This window comes from Imperialibacter roseus (assembly GCF_032999765.1).
Classification (GTDB): Bacteria; Bacteroidota; Bacteroidia; order Cytophagales; family Cyclobacteriaceae; genus Imperialibacter; species Imperialibacter roseus.
In genome coordinates, this window is record NZ_CP136051.1 from 958265 (window position 1) to 978508 (window position 20244).

The window sequence follows — 20244 nt, forward strand, 5'->3', positions numbered from 1 at the left end:
TTTCCGGTCGGGCATGAAATAGAAAAAGCCATCCGTTTTGGACAGCTTTCTCTTGTCTGCTTTCAAATTAGTTTTATTCTGATCTCAGCGACTTCACCGGGTTCACGCTGGCGGCTGTGAACGACTGATAGCCAACGGTTAACCAGCCAATGACTACAGCAGTGAGGGCTGCGAGGAGGAATGTCCACACGCTGATGTCGATGCGGTAGGCAAAATTATCCAGCCACTTGTCCATGCCCCACCATGCGGCTGGCACTGCCACAAGCACGGCAATCAGGATAAGTTTCGTAAAGTCCCTGCTCAGCAGCAGCACGATATTGAAGATGGAAGCGCCCATCACTTTACGTACGCCAATCTCCTTCCGTTTTTGACCTGCCGTGTAAGCTGCCAGACCAAAAAGTCCGATACATGCGATCATGATGGCCAGCGATGTGAAAATGGTAAACATATCGCCACTGGTTTTCTCTGCGTCATAGAAGCGCTTCAGGTTTTCGTCGAGATAGTAGTAGCGCAGCGGTGTGTCTTTCGTAAACTGGTTCCATGTTGCTTCCACACCGGCCAAAGAAGCCTTTAGCTCGGAAGGATCAACCTTTACCACCATTTTGTTAATGAAAGTATTGGGGGAGTTAACGTGAATAATGGCCACAGGCTCCAGCCCAACATGCAACGACTGAAAATGGAAGTCATTGACGACTCCGATAATGGTATAGGTAATATCGGTGTCGCCGCCGTTATTCACATTGATTATTTTCTTGCCTATGGGGTCTTCCAATCCAAGCTTGGCTACGGTGGAGGCCGCTAGTATCATAGATAGTGAATCGTTGAAGCTCTTCGAGAACAGTCGCCCTTCCAAAAGCTCGATCTGCATTGTTTCGAAGAAGCTCTCATCTACCGAAAGTCCTCTCGCTACCATGCTTTCTTTTTCGCCACTACCGGGCACTCTCACTATGAACCCGGGCATTACGTCGCCTGGCATAGCCGAGGTGTAGGTGGCATTTTTCACTCCAGGCACCTTTTTGATCTCGTTCTCAAAGGTTTCGTAGCGGCTTCTGATTTGAAACACATCGGCATCGGGGTTCTGAAAATTGTCTCTGTTGACATTGAATGCACTTTCAATCACTACCACATGATCTTTTTCAAAGCCCAGAGACTTATTGAGCATGAAACTCATTTGGTTGAAGATGATCATGGTGCAGGAAATCAAGCCGATGGAGATAGCAAACTGGAAAACGACGAGGCCGTTGCGAAGAAAAACGCCATACTTTGATGTTTGCATCTTCCCTTTGAGCACTGCTGCGGGTTGAAAGGAAGACAACACAAAGGCAGGGTACACACCAGCGAGGAAGCCAATGCAGAAAATGACCAAAACGATCACTGTAATGGTTGCGGGTGCCAGCAGGAAATTTAATGTGAGTGCCCTGTGCGATACATCGGCAAAGAAAGGCAGGATAAATATCAGCGCTACCATGGCAAGCACAAAGCTGATCAAGGTAAGCAGAATCGATTCGGTAATAAACTGGCCTATCAGCTGATTTCTTACCGATCCAAGCACTTTTCTAATCCCCACTTCCTTTGCTCTCTCGGTGGAGCGGGCAGTGGATAGGTTCATGAAGTTGATGCAGGCAATAAGCAGGATGAAAATGGCCGCTGAAATGAAAATATATACGTAAGTGATATTGCCGTTGGCCTTTATTTCTCCTTCAAGGTTAGAATGGAGGTAAATATCCTTCAATGGTTGAAGTGTGTAGATGTAACCATTGCCCGCAGCGATGTATTCGTCGTAAGAAATGCCATTGCGCTGCTGAATGGGCCCGGCAGCGTATTTTTTCACAAACTCAGGAAACTGTTTTTCGAGGGTGGCCGGATTGGCGCCTGGTTGTAGCTTGAGGTAGGTAAGCACATCAAAGCCGATCCAATTGGGCTGTGCAATGAACGGGAAGGTGCTCATCGACCCGATGAAGTCAAATGCCATGTGGGAGTTGCCCGGGTAGTCTTTGGCCACGGCCCTCACAATAAAATTACCTTGTCCGGTTTCCATGCTTTTGCCCATAGGCGACTCATCCCCAAAGTATTTTTTGGCCATGGATTCGGTAATGAGCAGACTGTTGGGCTCTTTCAGGGCAGTTTCGGCGTCGCCTTCAATCAACGGAATCTCCAACACCTCAAACAGCGTGCTGTCTGCGAAAAGTATATTTTCTTCATAAAAGTAGTTGTCGTTGTAACGCACCACAATGGGAGCAAACGCCTTTAGCAGGTTAGCAGATTGGATCACTTCAGGGAAATCCTCTTTTAGCTGAGGGCCAATGGAGTGGGGAATGAAGGCGTAGTTCACCTCTCTTTCGGGGTATACTCTTTTGAGGGCGATCCTGTACACATCGTCTTTCTGAAAATTATCGAAGGAGAGTTCGTATTGTACAAAAATGACAATGAGCAGGCAGACAGTGATGCCTACCGCCAGGCCGAAGATGTTCACCAGCGAGTAGCCAACCTTCTTGAGGAGGCTCCTGTAAGCGATAATGATGTAATTCTTAAGCATAGTCCAATTATTAAATTGAGTTTGATTGTATTTGTTGTTCTTTTTTTTCCAGGCAAAGGGCTGACAAAACTTGAGCACATGCCACACATACTGCAGCGAGGCCAGTCTGCTGTTTTTTTCACCGGCCGTCTCTTCAAATATTTCCTTGATGTCTCCTTCTATTTCTTCCGCCAGCTCCTCCCGGCAATACCAACGCAAGAAGCCAGTGGCCCAGGCCGGCGGCTCAGGTCTTTTATTCTCTCTGTTGTCCTTTTTTATCAGGGTAGGCATTGTTCAAATTTTACATCCCCTCAATTGAGAGCTGAGGAATTTCCGTCCAGTAGCTTTCTCTTAGCTCCTTGGCCTGCTCCAGCGACTTGATGCCGAAGGCTGTTACTTTAAAAATACGCTTTCGTTTACCGCCTCGTTCGGGAGTGGCCTCGCCAAAAGCGGACTCCACAAAGCCTTTCGAATCAAGACGATTCAGCGCACTGTGTATCGCACTGATGGCCACACTTCTGCCAGCTTTTTTCCTGATCTCTTTTTGTATGGCAACTCCGTAGGCTTCTTCATTGAGCAAAGCAACCGTGAGCAATATCAATTCTTCAAATTCTCCAAGATGTGTTCCCTTCATGATCGGTAGTGTATTGACTTAAAAGACGTTGTAACTCCGTTTATGTCCTCTTTTTACGGTGTTGGCACCCTGAGGTTTTGTTATTTTTCATATATGTAGAAAATATAAGAAAAATTCACCAAACAGGCACCTTTCGTGCTGGCATTTAGCCACAAATCGATTTGCTGATTGCCGCAGTATCTGTAAGACAGGTATGAGGAAAATCATAGAAGCCTGCTGTTCTAAATCATTTCAGGGGCAAGGTTTTGGTGCGACTTTCGGGTATAACATTAACGCAAGGAGGTAGCTATGACACTCGTCAAAAGAAATGGCAGCCTGCCAATGATAGACTCGCTGCTGACTGATCTGTGGGACACAGAGAAATTCTTTGGGGATGATTTCCTGCAAAGACCGTTGTTGCCCGCCGTGAACATCAAGGAAACCGAAAAAGGCTATGAAATAGAAATGGCTGCACCCGGTTTCAAAAAAGATGATTTCAGGGTTTCCATTGAAAAGGGAATGCTGACAGTGACATCTGAACGTAAGGAAGAGAATGAAGAGAAAAAACCCAACTACACCAGAAGAGAGTTTTTTCAAACCAACTTCAAGCGATCCTTTTCCTTGCCTGAGGATGTAAACGAAGAAAAAGTACACGCTGAGTACAAAAATGGAGTCCTGCAACTCCAGCTCAACAAAATGGCTGAGCCAGCGAAACCGGTGAGGAAAGTGCTGGTTGAGTAATAATTTTTTTGGGATGATGGTTGTGAGCAGTCCCGTCTTTGTGACGGGATTGCTTTTTTTTATTCCATTGGCTAAGCACCGTTAGCCAGGCGCAGAGTATGGATCAAGCGGAAAATCTGGGGAGTAAGACGCTTAAATAACGCTGTAACATTTGGCGAATGATAGACAATAAAGAAGCAAAACTGGTTCAATGCGTCTCGCCCGGCCGGGTTAGGCTTGGATCTTTTGCTTCTTTATGTAATGACATAATGCTCTTGTCAAAAGAATTAATCCCCAGAAATATTGCTTGATCCCAGAGTATATTTTTTGTGCTACCTTGTAATGTGCAAGTGCTAATTTTCATCATAGGTCTTTTTGGGGCCGACCACGGTCTCTACGTGTCGGTAACCAACGTGACGTATTCAGGCAACGATACCTGGGAGGTAAGCTGCAGGCTTTTTAATACTGACCTGGAGGATGCTATCAGAGATTTTTCAGGAGAAAGTGTTTCGCTGCGAACTGATGGCGACATCAAAAAATCGGAGGCGCTTGTTGCCAGCTACATCAAAGCAAAGATGCATTTCATCACTCAGCAGGGAAACGAGCTTGCACTGAAATGGGTAAGCGGTAGTGCAGAAAATGATACTGTTTGGTCGTACTTCATTGTAGAGGGGACGTCGATTGACGTGGTGGAAAATGCCCTATTGGTCGAGCTATTCAGTGATCAGGAAAACGTGGTTGCCATCGAAAGGGACGGAGAAAAGCGATACCTCCGGTTCAATGCCGGCGTCAAACGGCTTCAGCTTGAATAGCTCTGCTATTTCCCGCCTTTGAACAAATCAAGCAGGCCAGTGCTGGTTACCTTCACGCCCGTTGCTATCGATGTTTCGATGGCTGGGTAGTAAAATGGAGAATGAAGGCCGGGCAATGACATTTCACCCTTTGCCACTTTCGCTGTTCTTTCAGGAGGCACCGTGCCCAGCCAAAACAAAGTTGTAGGCACCTTGTGTGTGGTTTTTCCATACCTCGAAAAGTCCTCGGCCACCATTTGTGGTTCGGCCTCCACCACGTTGCCAATGCCAATGGCCTTAACAGCGGAGGCTAACAGCCGATCTACTAAAGCTTCATTGTTGAAGTTGGCTGGGGTGAAAGTCTCGGGGATGATTACCTCTGGGTATTTGTCTTCAGGAAGTCCGGCTGAGATCGCCACCCCCCTGGCTATTTCTTTGATTCTCTGGTGAATTTTCAACCTTACTTCTTCGGTGAAAGTTCTTACGGTGAGTTCCAGGGTCACTTCGTCGGGTATAATATTGTATTTGGTGCCGCCCTTAATCACTCCCACCGACACAACGGCGTTGTCGAGCGGGTTCAGGTTTCTGCTCACAATTGTCTGGAGCTCCATGACCAGCATGGATGCCATCACCACCGGGTCAATCGACATGTGGGGGGAAGCCCCGTGGGCACCCTGACCAAATACTTTGATGCTGATGGCCTCTGCGTTGGCCATGGTATAGCCTTTGCCAAAGCCAACTTTACCTGTCGGTATAGTGGGGCTACAGTGAAGCCCTACTCCGTAATCCGGCACCGGAAACTTCTCATACAATCCCGCCTCCAGCATGAGCTTGGCACCTGCACCAATTTCTTCAGCAGGCTGCCCGATCATCACCAGCGTTCCTTTCCATTGACTTTTCATGTCCACCATCGCTTTGGCTGTGCCAAGCCACACGGTCATGTGCATATCGTGTCCGCAGGAGTGCATAGTGCTCACCTGTCCTCCGGTGCCATCAGCTACAACCACCTGACTGGCGTAGTCAAGGCCGGTTTTTTCGACCATGGGCAAAGCATCCATATCGGTGCGATACAACACTGTAGGGCCTTTACCGTTTTTCAACACCCCCACCACACCGTAGCCACCCATGTTTTCTGTCACTTCAAAGCCAAGCTTACGGAGCTCAGCAGCCAGCGTTTTTGAGGTTTCCTTTTCAGCCAGCGAGAGCTCGGGGCTTTGGTGTCTGTCCAGATAAAATGCTTTAAGCTCAGCCATATGATCAGCGACAAAGGCATCGAGCGCCTGACTGCCGGGGCCTGAAGCAAGCAGGGAAGAAGTTATGAACAGAGAAGTGAGGAAAAGAGAAGCTTTGCGCATTGGTGGGTCATTAATGAAACAGTAAAGTACTTCATGAATGGCGGATTCTCAAGTCCAATTTGATAATCGGGGGGTGAAAAAAAGAAGGCCGCCCATGGCAGCCTTCTCATTAAATATAACTGACTAAAACATTCCCCAACTCAATTGTTTACTTTAACTACTTTCACATCAACCCAGTAGTCCGACTCCTGTACTTCTTCAATGCTGGTTCCCGGGTAAGGGAATACATTCACTAATGTTACCTCGTAGCCCAACACAACGGCCGATGTCTTTGGCTCCTGTGGGTTGGTAGTCAGAGTGAAAGTCTCCGTTTTTGAGCCAACCTGGGCCTGCATTTCAACAGTTACCATACCCTGCCATATGCACATGGCATTGGCCGGACACCTTGAATCTTCTACAAGCTTCTTGAAAGTGAGTTGCTCACCAGCGGCGGAAGTAATGGTTTCTCCCAGCTTAATCGCCAGTGTGTCGGAAACAGTTTCTGTTCCTTCCAGGGCTGAATTGATCTCTTCCTTTCCGCAACTCATGCCTACGCAGACGATGGCGACAAATACGCCAATAATTCCCAATGCCTTCTTCATATCAAAAAATGTTTCCTAAAGGACAGCCGAATCAAAGAATAGGTTGGAGACACGAAAAGAAAATTACGCTACTTTTTCAGGGTAAGGATGGAGAACTCATTCTCGTAGTTTTTGTAAATTTTGTACAGGCCTTGCGATTCATAAAAAACGATGGCCACCTCGTTCATGGTTTCTGCAGGCCTGAAATTTACAAGATTTCCTTTTTCGTCATACAGATAGCTGAAGGCCTGCACAGGATCGTTGACAATGAAAAGCTTGCGTCCTCCGCCAAAGTCGTAGAACTGCGAGCTTGCAATTCCACTTGACATATAGTCTTTTTCAAAGAGCACTTTGCCAGCCTGGTCTACGATGGCAATTCTGTTGGCATCCTGCCTGGTAAAAATGTAGCCGTTGCCTGAAGCTTCAGGTACCAGCTTAAATTTTGACTGAGCCGATGGCCGGTAGAGCTGCTCCCTTTGCAGCACTTTGCCAGCGAGATTGATCTGAATAATTGACCCATCATCGGTAATCGTCGTTAGTTTACTATTCGCATTCGTTGAGCCCGCCTCAGCAAATACCGGATTGTTTACCGGAGCTTTGAAGTCTACCGGGAAGCCCGCCACGGGTTGTGCCCGCCGGTTGAATACACGCATGATGCCATTGCTTTGCAGGGCCACGAGAAAATCCTGTCCTCTCACCCTGATATGCAGAGGGGAGGAGGCAAGTGGGTGCTTGATTTCCTTTGGGTTCCATCCCTCCAGCACTTTGCCATCTTTGTCCGATATGTACAAATCACCCCGGGTGTCAGCAAAGAAATAGCGATAATTTTTGCTCTTGTCATAGTCCACCAGGTTGAAATAAGCGATTTCTGTTTTGCCCTTAAACTCTACTGGAAAGCCAGGAAGATACTCGCCTGTTCGGTCGATGGCATAAATGTATTTGGGGGTGGAAAACAGGTATTGCAGCTTGCCGTTTTTGTAGTAGTCGATCTGAAAGACCGGACTGATGATTTTCCCTTTGATGGAGTCGAGCCATAAAACTTCCTGATTGGCAGATAGCAGGTAAATCATCTGGGTGGAATCCTGAACCAGCGTTTCCAGCGTTTTGTCGTTGTGGTTGCGAACCACAAACGGCTTTGAGATGAGCGGCTGCGCAAAAGTTACGGCGTTGTCGGCCAGCAGCGGTTTTTGCGCTCCTTTTTGTGCTGACTTTTCCGTTTGCTGCAGCATGATGCTGGTGTAGAATTTGTCTTCGATAAAAGACCACTGTATGGCCATCAGGTCAATCGACTGAAGGGTGGACGAAGCATCCGTAAACTGCTGCTTCCAGGCATCGTCCAGGTTTTGTTGCCACAGATTCCAGGCCCTGGGTGTGTGAACGAACACACTGAAATTGGCTTCCCTCAACGTGTTATCCAGAAACGAATTGATTTGCACTGACTTTCCCCAAGTATTTTCGTTGGTTATATCGTCGATCACGGTTTTCAGTATTTGCACTGAAGCCGCCCCAATCAGGTAGTTGCGGTAGCCGGTATAGTACAGCGACGAAAATCCACTAAATGGTTCTCCAAATAACTGATAAGGAAATTCGTCAATTTCAAGCTGCCCAATGGTGAAGTCGGCATATTCTTCGTAGTAGAGTGTGTCTCCCTGTGACTTGTTGATTCTCTCTGAAAGTTCTTTGAACTGCTGAAGGCTTTCCGGTAAATCCTCCATCTCCATGTAAACTACTTTGTCAGGATCATGGCCTAAAGAAGATTCCTGCAACGAAACGCCTATATGGCCACCAATACTCTCAAAAAAGGAGGCAATATCAATGTCCTGATCTTTCAATGTGGTGCTTCTCAAATCGACTAACTCAGGCTCGTTTGTTTGCCAATAGGGTAACATCTGAGTGTTCCAACGCTCGGCAGACTCAAAAGTGAGGTTAAAATAAACAGCGGTTCGGTTGCTCACTACCTCTTCCATTTTTAGCGACTGCGCCGGGTTGTTGATAAACCCACTGAAATAGCCTGAATAGTCTTGTGGTATCAAGGTAAAGCCATTCATTAGCAGCTGTGGCTCGGTCACTTTTACATCGAGAAAAGACGAAGAACCAAGGGTTGAAATAGCCTTCAGGTTCAATAATTTTTCATCCAGGAACGTGTCGCCCAGCCTGTCAAGCTTGTCAGTGTTGATGTATAAATTGCCTTGATCATTTTGCAACCTCGAAAGGGTGAGAAGACCAATGTTTTTATCAAAAAAACCTAAGCCTGCAGTTTCAATATTTCTGACGGCATCCTCCACGAGAAAGGGGGTGAAGCTCCCTATGAAGAAATTTTTGTAGTAAATGAAGGTGAACAGATCCTTTGTTTTTTGAGACCTTAGCTCGCTAATGGTGTAGCCCTGGTACGTTCTGTTGGAAATGGTGTATCCATTTTTCTCTGAAAAGTAGGCCAGAATGTCGTCCATTTTTCCCCGGCTGTCCAGCGTGGGCAGGTCAACCAGAAGAAGGAAGTCGAGCGATTGGCTGCCGACACTGTGCAGGCTGGCCAGGAAAGTCTTGTCGTTGAAAAGCGTGGCTGTTTGCTCATTTCCTCCCAAAATCGTGTCAAGCTTTGAAAGCATTTGACCAGGACGCTTGAATGCAGCAATAGACTGGAGCCCTTTGCCAATATTCGAAGAAGTAAATGCTGCCCAGGCATTCATGGGCGAGGTCGACTCGTAGACGGCCAGCGCATTGTCAGGAACCAACGTCCACAGAGAAATATTACCTCTTTCGAAATAGGTTTTGTAGGCAACAAAAGCCCCTCCACCAATTACCAGAATAATTATAAAAATAATGAACCTCTTCAATGGAAAGTTGGGTCTACAGCATCAAATTCAATAACGAAAGTTAAGCAACAAATTGCTTCGAGTACACTTTGCTTCTACAAACGGAAACCTAATTCTTTTTGGAGCCTTCATACATATCGTAGGCCACCAGCCTCGAATCGATCTTCGCATTGAAGAACGGCCATTTGGCTGACGAGCGAAGCCCCACCTTTTTAATCAGATTGAGGTTGCCTGTGAATATAAAGCCACGTTTTCCCTGACAGCGCTGCTTGAAAAAGTCGCCAATACCTTTGTAAACAGCTTCAAGCTCCGATTCTTCTCCCATGCGTTCCCCATATTCAGGATTGAGGATAATGATGCCTTCACCATCTGGAAGGGTAGTATTTTCGTAGGGGCAAAGCTCCCATTTGATCATAGAAGCCACACCAGCTTCTGCGGCATTGGTACGGGCCGCTTGCAGGGCTTTCATGTCTCGGTCGCTACCAATGATGGTCACGTTGATTTTCGCATTCACCTTTGATTTGGCGCTGGCTAGCATGGTTTTCCAGGCATTGTTGTCAAACCCAATAAGGTGTTTGAAGCCGAAATTATGCCTGTTCAGCCCAGGGGCGATGTTGGCCGCCTTCAGGGCAGCTTCAATGGCAATGGTGCCACTGCCACACATGGGGTTGATGAGCGGAATCGACGGGCTCCACTCAGTTGCCTGCACAATAGCGGCAGCCAACGGTTCTGCTACTGGAGCCTTGAAAGGCATTTTCCGATAGGTGTGCTTCGATATCGTTTCTCCGGAAGTGTCAATGTATACAGTACAGTTTTCTCTGTTCCAAAAGAAGTAGACTACGGCTTCGTTGAAGTCGTTACCGGAGTCAGGCCGACGGCCGGTTTTGGATTTGATTCTGTCAACAATAGCATCCTTGGCTTTCAGGTTTGGATACCTGGTGTCATTGATCGACTCATGCTTGGCGAATGAGTGGATGCTGAAATAGCCATCGTTAGGGATAACGGTTTCCCATGGCATTTCGAAAATATTCTTGTAGAGCCCTTCCGAATCTTTCAGTTCAAAGCTGCCCATCTCCCAAAGGATGCGGTTGCCGGTGCGGAGATGCAGATTCAGGTACATGCAGTCGTGCAGGGTGCCCTCAGTGACCACATGCATATTGGCTTCTTCAGTTACAGGAAACCCCAGGCTTCTGAGTTCGTTGGCGGCAAAAGGAGGGAGGCCGGGATGGCACTGAACAGTGATCTTTCTTTTAATATTCCACATAAGTGCACAAAGATAGTTATTAAAGTGGGAGAGTTGGAAAGGAAGTTCGAAGAGGGAAGCCAGGAGACCGGGGCCGAGCTGTGCTGCGGGCGTCGGCACGGCCAGTCGGCCCAGTGCGTTGAAGCCGTCAGACGCCCGGAGGTTAGAGGGAAGCTGGCAGGCGTCGGCACGGCGAGTAAGTCTGTGCGATGGAGCCGTCAGACGTCCGGGGCAGAAAAACACTGGAGCGTGATAAAGAGAGACCTGAGTTGAAAGCAGGCGTCGGCAGGGCTGTCCCGCCCATGGAGCCGTCAGCCGCCCGTAATATCGAATGTATCCTCAAGTCCAGACGATATGTGGAAGCAATAAATCCTGAATTCGCTATCGATGCAGTAAAAAAAGCAAGACAGTTTTGGTGGAGCGCCTAGCCATTTTCCGGAAGGATGCCCTATCTTTGGAGCCCAATAAAAAACAGAGGTATTATGCGTATTTGGTTTGTTTGCAAGGCGAAGTATCAAAAGGAAGACGACGAAGGTCATTTGAAAAACACCACAGAAACTTATCTGCTCGATGCGGTGAGTTATACTGAGGCAGAGGCCATCATGTACGAAAAGCTTAGCGAGCGGGTAAGAGGTGAATTTGTGATCACGAGCCTGACCAAAAGCCGCATCACCGATGTGTTCCTGTACGAAGACGCAGACTTCTGGCACAAATGCAAAATCACCTATTTTGTCACCGATGCTGACAGTGGTAAAGAGAAGAAGGTAACGAACCTGATGATAGTGACAGCGCACGATGTAAAAGATGCCTACGACCGTATCCATCAGAGCCTGAATAATATGCTGGTAACCTTCCGTGTGCCGGAAGTAGTGGAAACGTCTATTGTAGAAGTTTTCGCTTATGGACAAGATAATGAGGAGGAAGAAGAGGTTCCTGCTGGTTTTAAGCCGGTGAGTGAGGTAGAGGAGGATTGATTACTTTATAATCAAATTGCGTTAACTTTTGGATATGAAGCTTACCGCAATAATTGAAAAAGCAAAAGATGGATGGTTTGTAGGCCAGATAGAAGAAGTTCCAGCCGCTATCAGTCAAGGCAAGACGATTGATGAGGTGAAAAGCAACTTGGTGGATGCGCTTAAGCTTTTGTGGGATACAAACACAATAAAAAAATGATAATTCTTTAAATAGAAAGGGGCCGAGGCCCCTTTTCTATTTAAATCAAATATTTCTAAACGTTCTCCGACGTCAATCTCGCTCCAATAAAATCCCGGTTCATTTTGGCAATGTTGGCCAAAGGAATTTCCTTGGGACACTCAGCTGCACAAGCGCCAGTGTTGGTGCAGGCGCCAAAGCCTTCGGCATCCATTTGAGCCACCATGTTTTCCACCCTTGTCTTAGCCTCTACCTTGCCTTGCGGAAGCAGTCCCAGGTGAGTCACTTTTGCTGAAACGAAAAGCATGGCAGATGCATTCTTACAAGCCGCCACACAAGCCCCACAGCCAATGCAGGTAGCCGAATCCATCGCTTCATCAGCTATCTTTCTTGGAATTGGAATTTCGTTAGCGTCAGGCACACCACCGGTGTTCACGGAAATGTAGCCGCCGGCCTGGATAATCCTGTCAAATGCACTGCGGTCGGTAACCAGGTCTTTGATCACGGGGAATGCCTTGGCTCTCCATGGCTCAATCCAAATAGTCTGACCACTTTTGAAGCTGCGCATATGGAGCTGGCAAGTAGTGGTTTGCTGAGGGCCATGTGGCTTGCCGTTGATGTATAGGCTACACATGCCGCAGATGCCTTCCCTGCAGTCATGATCAAAATGCACTGGCTCCTCGCCCTTTTCTTCCAGCCCAATGTTCAGCACATCAAGCATTTCAAGAAACGAAGACTCATGCGATATATCTTTCACCTCGTAGGTGACAAACTTGCCTTCGGTATTGCTATTTTTCTGTCTCCAGATTTTTAATGTTAAATCCATGCTTAACCTGTTAAAAGTTAATCGTTAATAGTTATCTGTTACTTATAGCTGCGTTGCGTTAGCTTCACATTTTCGAAAACCAAGTCCTCTTTGTGCAAAGTGGCCTTTCCCGGGCCATTGTATTCCCAGGCAGCTACATAAGAGTAGTTTTCATCGTCTCTTTTGGCTTCTCCTTCTTCAGTTTGGTATTCTTCTCTAAAGTGTCCGCCACAAGATTCGTTGCGATTCAGTGCATCGTCTATCATCAGCTCGCCAAGCTCCAGGAAGTCAGCCACTCTGTTGGCCTTTTCCAGCGACATGTTCAGCTCGTCGCTTGTGCCCACTACCTTCACATCCTTCCAGAATTCATCTCTCAGTTCCTGCACCATTTTCTTGGCCTTCTTCAAGCCTTCGGCAGTTCTCGACATCCCGCAATAATCCCACATGATGTGGCCAAGCTCCTTATGGAACTGATCCACGGGCTTCTTGCCATTAATGGAAAGAAGTTTTTCTATCTGGCTTTTGACACCAGCTTCAGCCTCTTTGAATGCTGGGTGATCTGTTGATATTTTGTCAGCAGGGTTTTGCGCCAGGTAGTCGCCCAACGTATAGGGAATCACAAAGTACCCGTCGGCAAGGCCCTGCATTAGTGCCGAAGCGCCAAGTCTGTTGGCGCCGTGATCTGAGAAGTTGGCTTCCCCAAGTGCGTAAAGACCAGGTACGTTTGTCTGAAGATTATAGTCTACCCAAAGGCCACCCATTGTATAGTGTACCGCCGGGTAAATCATCATCGGTGTTTTGTAAGGGTTCTCTCCTACAATCTGCTCATACATATCGAAGAGGTTGCCATATTTTGCCCGGATGGTATCTTCTCCGTCTCTTTTTATTGCATCAGCAAAGTCCAGATACACTGCAAGACCGGTCGATCCTACGCCTTTGCCATCATCACACACATCTTTTGCATTTCTTGAGGCGACGTCACGGGGAACCAGGTTACCAAATGACGGATATTTTCTTTCTAAGTAGTAGTCACGATCCGCTTCAGCAATGTCGGCAGGTTTTACTTGTCCTTTTCTCACCTTCTCTGCTGTTGCCTTGTCCTTCGGCACCCACACACGACCGTCGTTGCGGAGCGACTCAGACATCAGCGTAAGCTTCGACTGGAAGTCACCGTGAACAGGAATGCAGGTAGGGTGTATCTGCGTGAAACAAGGGTTAGCGAACAAAGCACCTTTTCTGTGTGCTCTCCAGGCTGCCGTTACATTGGAGCCCATGGCGTTGGTAGAAAGGAAGAAGACGTTGCCATAGCCACCTGTGCAAAGCAATACTGCATGGGCGCTGTGTGACTCTATTTCGCCTGTAATGAGGTTCCGTGCTACAATACCACGTGCCTTACCATCTACCATTACCAGATCAAGCATCTCCGTGCGTGGATACATCTTCACTTTGCCGTTGGCTACCTGGCGGCTCAGTGCGCTGTAGGCACCCAGCAACAGCTGCTGGCCTGTCTGGCCTTTAGCATAGAAGGTACGTGATACCTGAGCGCCACCAAATGAACGGTTGGCCAGGAGCCCGCCATAGTCACGGGCGAATGGAACGCCCTGGGCTACGCACTGGTCGATGATGTTGACACTCACTTCAGCAAGCCTGTGAACATTGCCTTCACGGCTTCGGTAGTCACCGCCTTTAATGGTGTCGTAGAAAAGCCGGAATACGCTGTCACCATCATTTTGATAGTTTTTGGCGGCATTGATACCACCCTGGGCAGCGATACTATGAGCCCTCCTTGGGCTATCCTGAAAGCAAAAGGACTTCACATTGTAGCCGAGCTCTGCCAGAGAGGCGGCAGCTGAGGCACCAGCCAGGCCGGTGCCTACCACAATCACGTCATATTTACGCTTGTTGGCAGGGTTAACCAGCTTCACGTTGAATTTATGTTTGGTCCATTTCTCAGCCAGTGGGCCTGCAGGTATTTTGGAATCTAGCTTCATATATCGATGATGATTAACCTAAACTCTTGATGTAAATAAGGATTGGGATAATGGCAAACATGGCCGGAACGATAATGGCATAGCCTTTACCGATCGCCTTAATAGCCGGAGTATATTTAACGTGATTGAGCCCCAGTGTTTGAAATGCACTGGCGAATCCGTGAGACAGGTGAAAGCCTACGAAGAACATGCTCACCACGTATACTGCTGCATACCATACATTGCTGTAAGCCGCTTTCACGACCAGAAACACATTAGGCATTGTTTCGCCGTCATAAGTGACCATGGGAATGCTGTCGTTTTTGAATTCCCACCAAAAGCCTTTCAAGTGAATCACCAGAAAAACCAAAATCAGTGTACCCAGGATGCCCATGTTGCGGGATGTCCATGGACTGTTGGTGCTGGCAGCAGAATAACCATATTTAACTGGTCTGGCTGTCTTATTAATTCTTGAAAGCCAAATGGAGTAAATGACGTGAAGTACAATAAAGGCAAAGTTGAATTTGGACACCAATTGGATAAAAGGATTATGCGCCATAGTATGTGCATAGATATTGAACGCCTGCCCTTCATCGTTTAAAATTAACTGGAGATTGCCGGCAAGGTGCACAGTGAGGAACAGAATGAGGAAAAGCCCGGTAAGCGCCATGAGGAGCTTTCGAAAAATGCTGCTTTTTAGTGAATCAGTTAACCAACTCATATGTTTTTTGTGTTACACAAACGTTTTAAATAGAACCTGCCAAAGGTAATTCCCGAGCGGCACTTTACCAATCCGCCTGTCCTATTTTGAACGCTTCTAAACTCTCTCATTGGGGAATTTTCTTTGACTGTTGTTTAATATTTGACTATGTGACGTACAACCGGCCGTGAAATGAAATTGTTTTATCCAAAATAGACCCCATGAAATTCATCGTTTGCCTTGTCATTTTCCTGATAACCTTGTTTAATGGTATGTTAGCGAGCCACATCAGAGGTGGGTACATCAGGGTGGTGTCGGGTAACGGCTCATTGACTTATAAGTTTGAGGTGATTGGATTTACCGACACAGGCTCTTCTGTGGGTTTTGGTGGAGGGGAGCTGGATTTTGGGGATGGGACGATTATTAGCCTTGAAGGCGGTGATGCTACCCACGAAACTATTTTGCTGGGTAATGAAACTTCACTTACCAAATACACTATCAGCCATACCTACCAGGCACCAGGCGCTTACACAGTCAGGGTTAAAGAATTTTTCCGCAATGCCAGCGTGATAAATATGGAAAATTCAGTCGAAACGCCCTTTTTCGTTTCTACACAAGTGATCGTCGATCCTTTCTTTGGCGCCAATTCTACTCCGGAGTTGGGTGTTTTTCCAGCTGTTTTTTCGAGAGCTGGAAGTCGTTTTTTCAGTGCCGTTGGTAGCAAAGACGAGCAGGGTGATAGCCTTGTCTATAGTTTGGCTGTTCCTTTGCGAGATTTTGCTGAGGAGGTATATAGCTACCGATGGCCAAATGATATTTCATTTTATGCTGGAGAAAACCGTGGCGAAACACCTGTTTTAAAGCTCGACAAGCTTAGTGGCCAACTGACCTGGGACACACCTGAACTTGCCGGAGAGTTTGGCATGGCTTACAAGGTCATCGAATACAGAAAAGTTGACGGTGAAGTCCACAAGTTGAGCGAAACCACGGTTGACTTACAAATTATTAACGTAGAAAGTGACATGCTGCCACCCAATATCGATTTTGACTATCAGGTTGTATCGAATGGGCGGATCGATTTTATAGTTGGTTATGAAACATTGGCTGCTGATTCGCTCGAATGGAGCTTTTACTCTAGTGGTTTATTAAACTGGGATGGAGCGGATATAAATGGACATCAGCTTACAGATACCATTGCCGGGGGCGCTGGTTTCAATGGGTTTGTGGCATTGCCTCAGTCTGCTGCTAAACCCATCTATTTTGTGCTGGCGGCTCGCAGCTTAAACAGACTCAATCCTTTTAAAACTGTTAAATCGTTTGCTGTTAATCCAACCGGCGAAGAATATGTGATTAATGCCGTTGGTCATCCGAAGGAAGCTGTCATTTTACGTACGTATCCCAATCCTGTAGCTGGCACCATGACCATTCAATTTCCAGAGCTAAATGAAGTGAAAGTGCAGGAAATAGAGCTTATTAACGCCGCCGGGCAAAGTATTTTAAAAACCGGCATTCCCATTAATGGTAATTTGGCTACCTTGAACACTGAAGACCTACCTGGAGGAATTTATTTGCTTCGCACCTCTCTGGGCCAGCAAATTTATTATTCGAGATTTATAAAAGAGTAATACAAAAAAATACTTGCAACCGTTTAGATGAAACAAGTGTTTACTTGGTTGATAGAAACCCGTCGACAACAACCTATGTTGAAAAAGTTAATACTGACGCTGAGTGCAGGGCTGATCTTTCTTCTGTCGTCCACTTCAAATGTATCTGCCACCCACATCAGGGCCGGTGAGATTATCGCCCGCAGAATCTCCAATTCCAGCCTCGAGTTCGAATTTTCAATCATTGGATATACAGATACCGGTTCGACGGTGAAATTTGGCGGGGGTGATATTGATTTTGGTGATGGAACGGTGCTGAATGTTGAGTCGGAAGCCGACCCTGTTGTCACCATCAATTTGGGTGACGAAGTAGCCTCAAATGTTTTTACCATTCGCCATACTTACCAGGCCCCTGGCGTATATACTGTCCGGTTCAGAGAGTTTTACAGAAACGCCGGCGTAGTTAACATGGCTAATAGTGTTGAAACTCCATTTTACACTGAGACGCAGCTGATTATTGACCCTTTTTATGGCCTCAACAACACGCCTGTGCTGCTGGTGCCGCCAGTCGACAGGGGCGCAGTTGGTGCCACCTTCATCCACAACCCTGGTGCTTATGACCCCGATGGAGATAGTCTTTCCTACAGGATCTCAGTGCCCAAAAGGAATTATAACGATACAGTATTTGACTACAGAAGCCCCATTGATCCTAAGTTTTATACCAAAGTAGATTACGCAACAGCCAACCAAAATCAAGACGGGCCTCCTACCTTTTCACTCGACCCCGTTTCGGGCAACCTTGTTTGGGATGCGCCTGGTTTGAGAGGTGAATACAACGTTGCCTTTATTGTGGAAGAATGGCGAAATGTGCTGGGAACCTGGGTAAAACTGGGGTATGTGACCAGAGATATGCAGATTATCATCGAAGATTCTGAGAATGAGCGTCCTGAAATTATAGTACCAGAAGACATATGTGTGGAAGCAGGAACGCTGATAGATGAAGACATTTTTGCTACCGACCCTGAAGGGCTACCTGTTATCATGGAGGCGTTCGGTGGTCCTTTTGAATTCCTGGGCTCTCCAGCTACTTTTTCTCCGTCTCCACCAGACTATCAGCCGTCGCCAGGAACGCTGAATTTTACATGGCAAACAGTGTGTGGACATGTGCGTGAAAGGCCTTATGAAGTGCAGTTCAAGGTGGTGGATACTCACCCACCGCCAAACGCAGGGCCGAAGCTTGTGGATTTCAAAACCTGGAACATTACTGTGGTGGCACCGGCTCCTACCGGTTTAACTGCAACTATAAAATCTGACAAGGTCATAGAACTTGAATGGGATGCTTACGAATGCGCCAATGCTGAGTATATACAGATATGGCGACGGGTTGATAGCTACGACTTTACCCCGATTGACTGCGAAGTAGGCATGCCTGACTATGCTGGCTACGAGCTGATTGATGTGGTGGACGACGGTGCCCGCTCGTACACCGATGACAACAAAGGCCAAAGACTCGATGTGGCGGCCAACTACTGTTACAGGCTGGTGGCTGTGTTTCCTACTCCGGGCGGTGGTGTCTCTTATGCATCAGTAGAGGCTTGTGGTATTCTTGAAATAAACGCCCCGGTCATTACTAATGTGGATGTGAAGACGACGTCCGTAGATGCAGGCGAAATAGAGGTCAGGTGGAGTCCACCGATAGAAATTGACCAGGCAAGTTTTCCACCGCCTTATAATTATGAATTGTTCAGAGCAGAAGAACTTCAGGGCGAAAAGAACATGATTAGCCTTGGAGTGATTGCTGACGACACAGTGTTTTTGGATAATGGGCTGAACACCAGGGATGTAACCTACAATTACAGGGTTCATCTGGTGGATACCCAGGGGGGAGTGATCGATACTTCCGGCGTAGCTTCTCAGGTGAGGCTGGAGCTAAAGCCGTTGTTGCAGTCTATTGAGTTGACATGGGATGCGAATGTGCCCTGGTCGAACAATACCCAGGATTATCCGATCCATTACATTTACCGCAACAGGGTAGATGAGAATGATCCAGGCCTGCTTGTTCAGATTGCCTCTGTGGACGTCAACGAAGAGGGCTTCTACTTTTGGGACGATGGTTCGTTCAATGGAGTGCCGTTAAACGAAAACCTGGAGTATTGCTATTATGTTACTACGCAGGGCTCTTATGGAAACGTCGCTCTGGCTGAGCCGCTGATCAATAATTCGCAAATTATATGTGGGCAACCGAACGATAAGACGCCGCCTTGCGGCCCTGTAAACTTTGTGCTTGACGAAAGCTTCGGCTGTGACGCAGTGCTTCAAAGCCAATCCTGCGATTTCAGTGCTTTTAGCAACAAGTTGAGTTGGGAAAAGGACCCTTCTGATGGATGTGAGGACGACGTAAGAAGTTTCAATATCTATTTTAGTGAAACTGGCGCTGAAGGCTCCTTTAACCTGATTGATAACGTTATTACTTCTACCTATCGTCACGTTGATTTGACTTCGTTTAAAGGATGTTATAAAATCTCGGCTGTAGACCGTTCCGGCAATGAAAGTGAGTTGAGTGAGGCCGTTTGCAACGACAATTGCCCATATTTTGAACTGCCAAATGTATTTACCCCCAATGGCGACGGCAGGAATGATGTGTTCAGGCCTTTCTATGACGACGGAACAATCACAGGTTTCGACAGGGCGAAATGTATTCGATTCGTTGATGCCGTGGTATTTACCGTGTTCGACAGGACAGGTAACGCCATCTACAACTTCACTTCTGCGGGCGTAGAGAACAGTATTTTGATTGATTGGGATGGCCGTACCAACGAGGGCTCGGAACTTCCATCTGGTGTTTATTTTTACACAGCAGACGTTACGTTTGATGTGCTTGACCCCAAGCAAATGAACAAACAATACAAGGGATGGGTGCAGATCATGAAATAGCCGGCATTCCTGACAACCTGATTCTGTTTGATGGAGTGTGCAATCTTTGTAATTCCTCCGTCAATTTTGTCATAGAAAGAGATAGAAAGTCAGTTTTTTCATTTGCGTCACTGCAGTCCGAAGTGGGCAGGGTGCTTTTAGAGAGCCAGGGAGTTTCGAATGCCGAACTGGAAAGTGTCATGCTCTGGCGGAATAGTGTGCTTTATAAAAAGAGCCGGGCAGCGCTCGAAATAAGCAGACAGCTGAGCGGACTTTGGCCCATTTTGTATGTATTTAGAATTGTACCCGCTTTTCTGAGAGACTTCGTCTACGACTTCGTAGCGGCCAACCGTTACAAATGGTTTGGCAAGAGAGATCAATGCCGGATGCCGGAACCAGGACTGAAAAAGCGGTTTGTGGAGAACATCCCGGCTTGGAAAAAGCTTTGAAACTGAGAGGTAGCTAGCGGTAAACCCTCTTTCAGTTGTTA

General features: G+C 47.1%; 16 protein-coding genes. 7 read left to right on the forward strand and 9 right to left on the reverse strand.

What is annotated here, in order from left to right; all coding sequences use genetic code 11:
- Positions 1-73: 73 nt before the first annotated feature.
- Positions 74-2806, reverse strand: a complete 2733-nt coding sequence (locus RT717_RS04135; RefSeq protein ID WP_317490466.1) for an ABC transporter permease — start codon at positions 2804-2806, stop codon at positions 74-76.
- 10 nt (positions 2807-2816) lie between these two features.
- Complete coding sequence (locus RT717_RS04140) at positions 2817-3149, reverse strand: PadR family transcriptional regulator (RefSeq protein ID WP_151999104.1); 333 nt, start codon at positions 3147-3149, stop codon at positions 2817-2819.
- A gap of 288 nt (positions 3150-3437) precedes the next feature.
- On the opposite strand from RT717_RS04140, the gene RT717_RS04145 reads away from it, so the two are divergent.
- Both RT717_RS04145 and RT717_RS04150 read left to right on the forward strand, forming a co-directional pair.
- Positions 3438-3869 carry an Hsp20/alpha crystallin family protein gene (locus tag RT717_RS04145; RefSeq protein WP_317490467.1) on the forward strand — a complete coding sequence of 144 codons (432 nt, stop codon included), beginning with the start codon at positions 3438-3440 and terminating at the stop codon, positions 3867-3869.
- Between the two features lie 323 nt (positions 3870-4192).
- A complete protein-coding gene (locus tag RT717_RS04150; RefSeq protein WP_317490468.1) occupies positions 4193-4660 on the forward strand; it encodes a DUF6702 family protein in 468 nt (155 codons plus the stop codon).
- Between the two features lie 5 nt (positions 4661-4665).
- Here RT717_RS04150 and RT717_RS04155 read toward each other — a convergent pair whose 3' ends face one another.
- From RT717_RS04155 to RT717_RS04170, 4 genes are all read right to left on the reverse strand, one after another.
- Positions 4666-5994: a M20 metallopeptidase family protein gene (locus RT717_RS04155; RefSeq protein WP_317490469.1), complete on the reverse strand. Its 1329-nt coding sequence runs from the start codon at positions 5992-5994 to the stop codon at positions 4666-4668.
- A gap of 140 nt (positions 5995-6134) precedes the next feature.
- On the reverse strand, positions 6135-6575 hold the full coding sequence (locus RT717_RS04160; RefSeq protein ID WP_317490470.1) for a hypothetical protein: 441 nt from the start codon (positions 6573-6575) through the stop codon (positions 6135-6137).
- A gap of 68 nt (positions 6576-6643) precedes the next feature.
- Complete coding sequence (locus tag RT717_RS04165) at positions 6644-9388, reverse strand: hypothetical protein (RefSeq protein ID WP_317490471.1); 2745 nt, start codon at positions 9386-9388, stop codon at positions 6644-6646.
- Positions 9389-9476: 88 nt separating this feature from the next.
- The gene (locus RT717_RS04170; protein ID WP_317490472.1) at positions 9477-10853 is read right to left on the reverse strand and encodes a THUMP domain-containing class I SAM-dependent RNA methyltransferase; all 1377 of its coding nucleotides are present in this window, start codon (positions 10851-10853) and stop codon (positions 9477-9479) included.
- A 239-nt stretch (positions 10854-11092) separates the two neighbouring features.
- Here RT717_RS04170 and RT717_RS04175 point away from each other — a divergent pair, with 239 nt between their 5' ends.
- Positions 11093-11584 (forward strand): DUF4494 domain-containing protein, encoded by a 492-nt coding sequence (locus RT717_RS04175; protein ID WP_151999111.1) that lies wholly within the window; start codon positions 11093-11095, stop codon positions 11582-11584.
- Between the two features lie 34 nt (positions 11585-11618).
- A complete protein-coding gene (locus RT717_RS04180; RefSeq protein ID WP_317490473.1) occupies positions 11619-11783 on the forward strand; it encodes a type II toxin-antitoxin system HicB family antitoxin in 165 nt (54 codons plus the stop codon).
- A gap of 55 nt (positions 11784-11838) precedes the next feature.
- Here the strand turns inward: RT717_RS04180 and RT717_RS04185 are convergent, their stop codons facing one another.
- From RT717_RS04185 to RT717_RS04195, 3 genes are read right to left on the reverse strand one after another with little or no spacing between them, the layout of a single operon-like run.
- Complete coding sequence (locus RT717_RS04185) at positions 11839-12588, reverse strand: succinate dehydrogenase/fumarate reductase iron-sulfur subunit (protein ID WP_151999113.1); 750 nt, start codon at positions 12586-12588, stop codon at positions 11839-11841.
- 38 nt (positions 12589-12626) lie between these two features.
- A complete protein-coding gene (locus RT717_RS04190) occupies positions 12627-14558 on the reverse strand; it encodes a fumarate reductase/succinate dehydrogenase flavoprotein subunit (protein ID WP_317490474.1) in 1932 nt (643 codons plus the stop codon).
- A 13-nt stretch (positions 14559-14571) separates the two neighbouring features.
- Positions 14572-15258, reverse strand: coding sequence for a succinate dehydrogenase cytochrome b subunit (locus RT717_RS04195; protein ID WP_317490475.1), 687 nt, complete (start codon positions 15256-15258; stop codon positions 14572-14574).
- Between the two features lie 200 nt (positions 15259-15458).
- Here RT717_RS04195 and RT717_RS04200 point away from each other — a divergent pair, with 200 nt between their 5' ends.
- From RT717_RS04200 to RT717_RS04210, 3 genes are all read left to right on the forward strand, one after another.
- Positions 15459-16862 (forward strand): T9SS type A sorting domain-containing protein, encoded by a 1404-nt coding sequence (locus RT717_RS04200; RefSeq protein ID WP_317490476.1) that lies wholly within the window; start codon positions 15459-15461, stop codon positions 16860-16862.
- Between the two features lie 75 nt (positions 16863-16937).
- Complete coding sequence (locus RT717_RS04205; protein WP_317490477.1) at positions 16938-19775, forward strand: T9SS type B sorting domain-containing protein; 2838 nt, start codon at positions 16938-16940, stop codon at positions 19773-19775.
- Positions 19754-20203, forward strand: a complete 450-nt coding sequence (locus RT717_RS04210; RefSeq protein ID WP_317490478.1) for a thiol-disulfide oxidoreductase DCC family protein — start codon at positions 19754-19756, stop codon at positions 20201-20203. Before RT717_RS04205 ends, RT717_RS04210 begins: the two co-directional genes overlap by 22 nt.
- Positions 20204-20244: the final 41 nt, after the last annotated feature.

What these genes read in the sequence shown, in the direction of transcription:
- RT717_RS04195 (WP_317490475.1), bottom strand. Translation starts at nt 15,258, where the DNA reads ATGAGTTGGTTAACTGATTCACTAAAAAGCAGCATTTTTCGAAAGCTC.
- RT717_RS04185 (WP_151999113.1), bottom strand. Translation starts at nt 12,588, where the DNA reads ATGGATTTAACATTAAAAATCTGGAGACAGAAAAATAGCAATACCGAA.
- RT717_RS04210 (WP_317490478.1), top strand. Translation starts at nt 19,754, where the DNA reads ATGGGTGCAGATCATGAAATAGCCGGCATTCCTGACAACCTGATTCTG.
- RT717_RS04145 (WP_317490467.1), top strand. Translation starts at nt 3,438, where the DNA reads ATGACACTCGTCAAAAGAAATGGCAGCCTGCCAATGATAGACTCGCTG.
- RT717_RS04180 (WP_317490473.1), top strand. Translation starts at nt 11,619, where the DNA reads ATGAAGCTTACCGCAATAATTGAAAAAGCAAAAGATGGATGGTTTGTA.
- RT717_RS04190 (WP_317490474.1), bottom strand. Translation starts at nt 14,558, where the DNA reads ATGAAGCTAGATTCCAAAATACCTGCAGGCCCACTGGCTGAGAAATGG.
- RT717_RS04135 (WP_317490466.1), bottom strand. Translation starts at nt 2,806, where the DNA reads ATGCCTACCCTGATAAAAAAGGACAACAGAGAGAATAAAAGACCTGAG.
- RT717_RS04175 (WP_151999111.1), top strand. Translation starts at nt 11,093, where the DNA reads ATGCGTATTTGGTTTGTTTGCAAGGCGAAGTATCAAAAGGAAGACGAC.
- RT717_RS04140 (WP_151999104.1), bottom strand. Translation starts at nt 3,149, where the DNA reads ATGAAGGGAACACATCTTGGAGAATTTGAAGAATTGATATTGCTCACG.
- RT717_RS04205 (WP_317490477.1), top strand. Translation starts at nt 16,938, where the DNA reads ATGTTGAAAAAGTTAATACTGACGCTGAGTGCAGGGCTGATCTTTCTT.
- RT717_RS04155 (WP_317490469.1), bottom strand. Translation starts at nt 5,994, where the DNA reads ATGCGCAAAGCTTCTCTTTTCCTCACTTCTCTGTTCATAACTTCTTCC.
- RT717_RS04160 (WP_317490470.1), bottom strand. Translation starts at nt 6,575, where the DNA reads ATGAAGAAGGCATTGGGAATTATTGGCGTATTTGTCGCCATCGTCTGC.
- RT717_RS04200 (WP_317490476.1), top strand. Translation starts at nt 15,459, where the DNA reads ATGAAATTCATCGTTTGCCTTGTCATTTTCCTGATAACCTTGTTTAAT.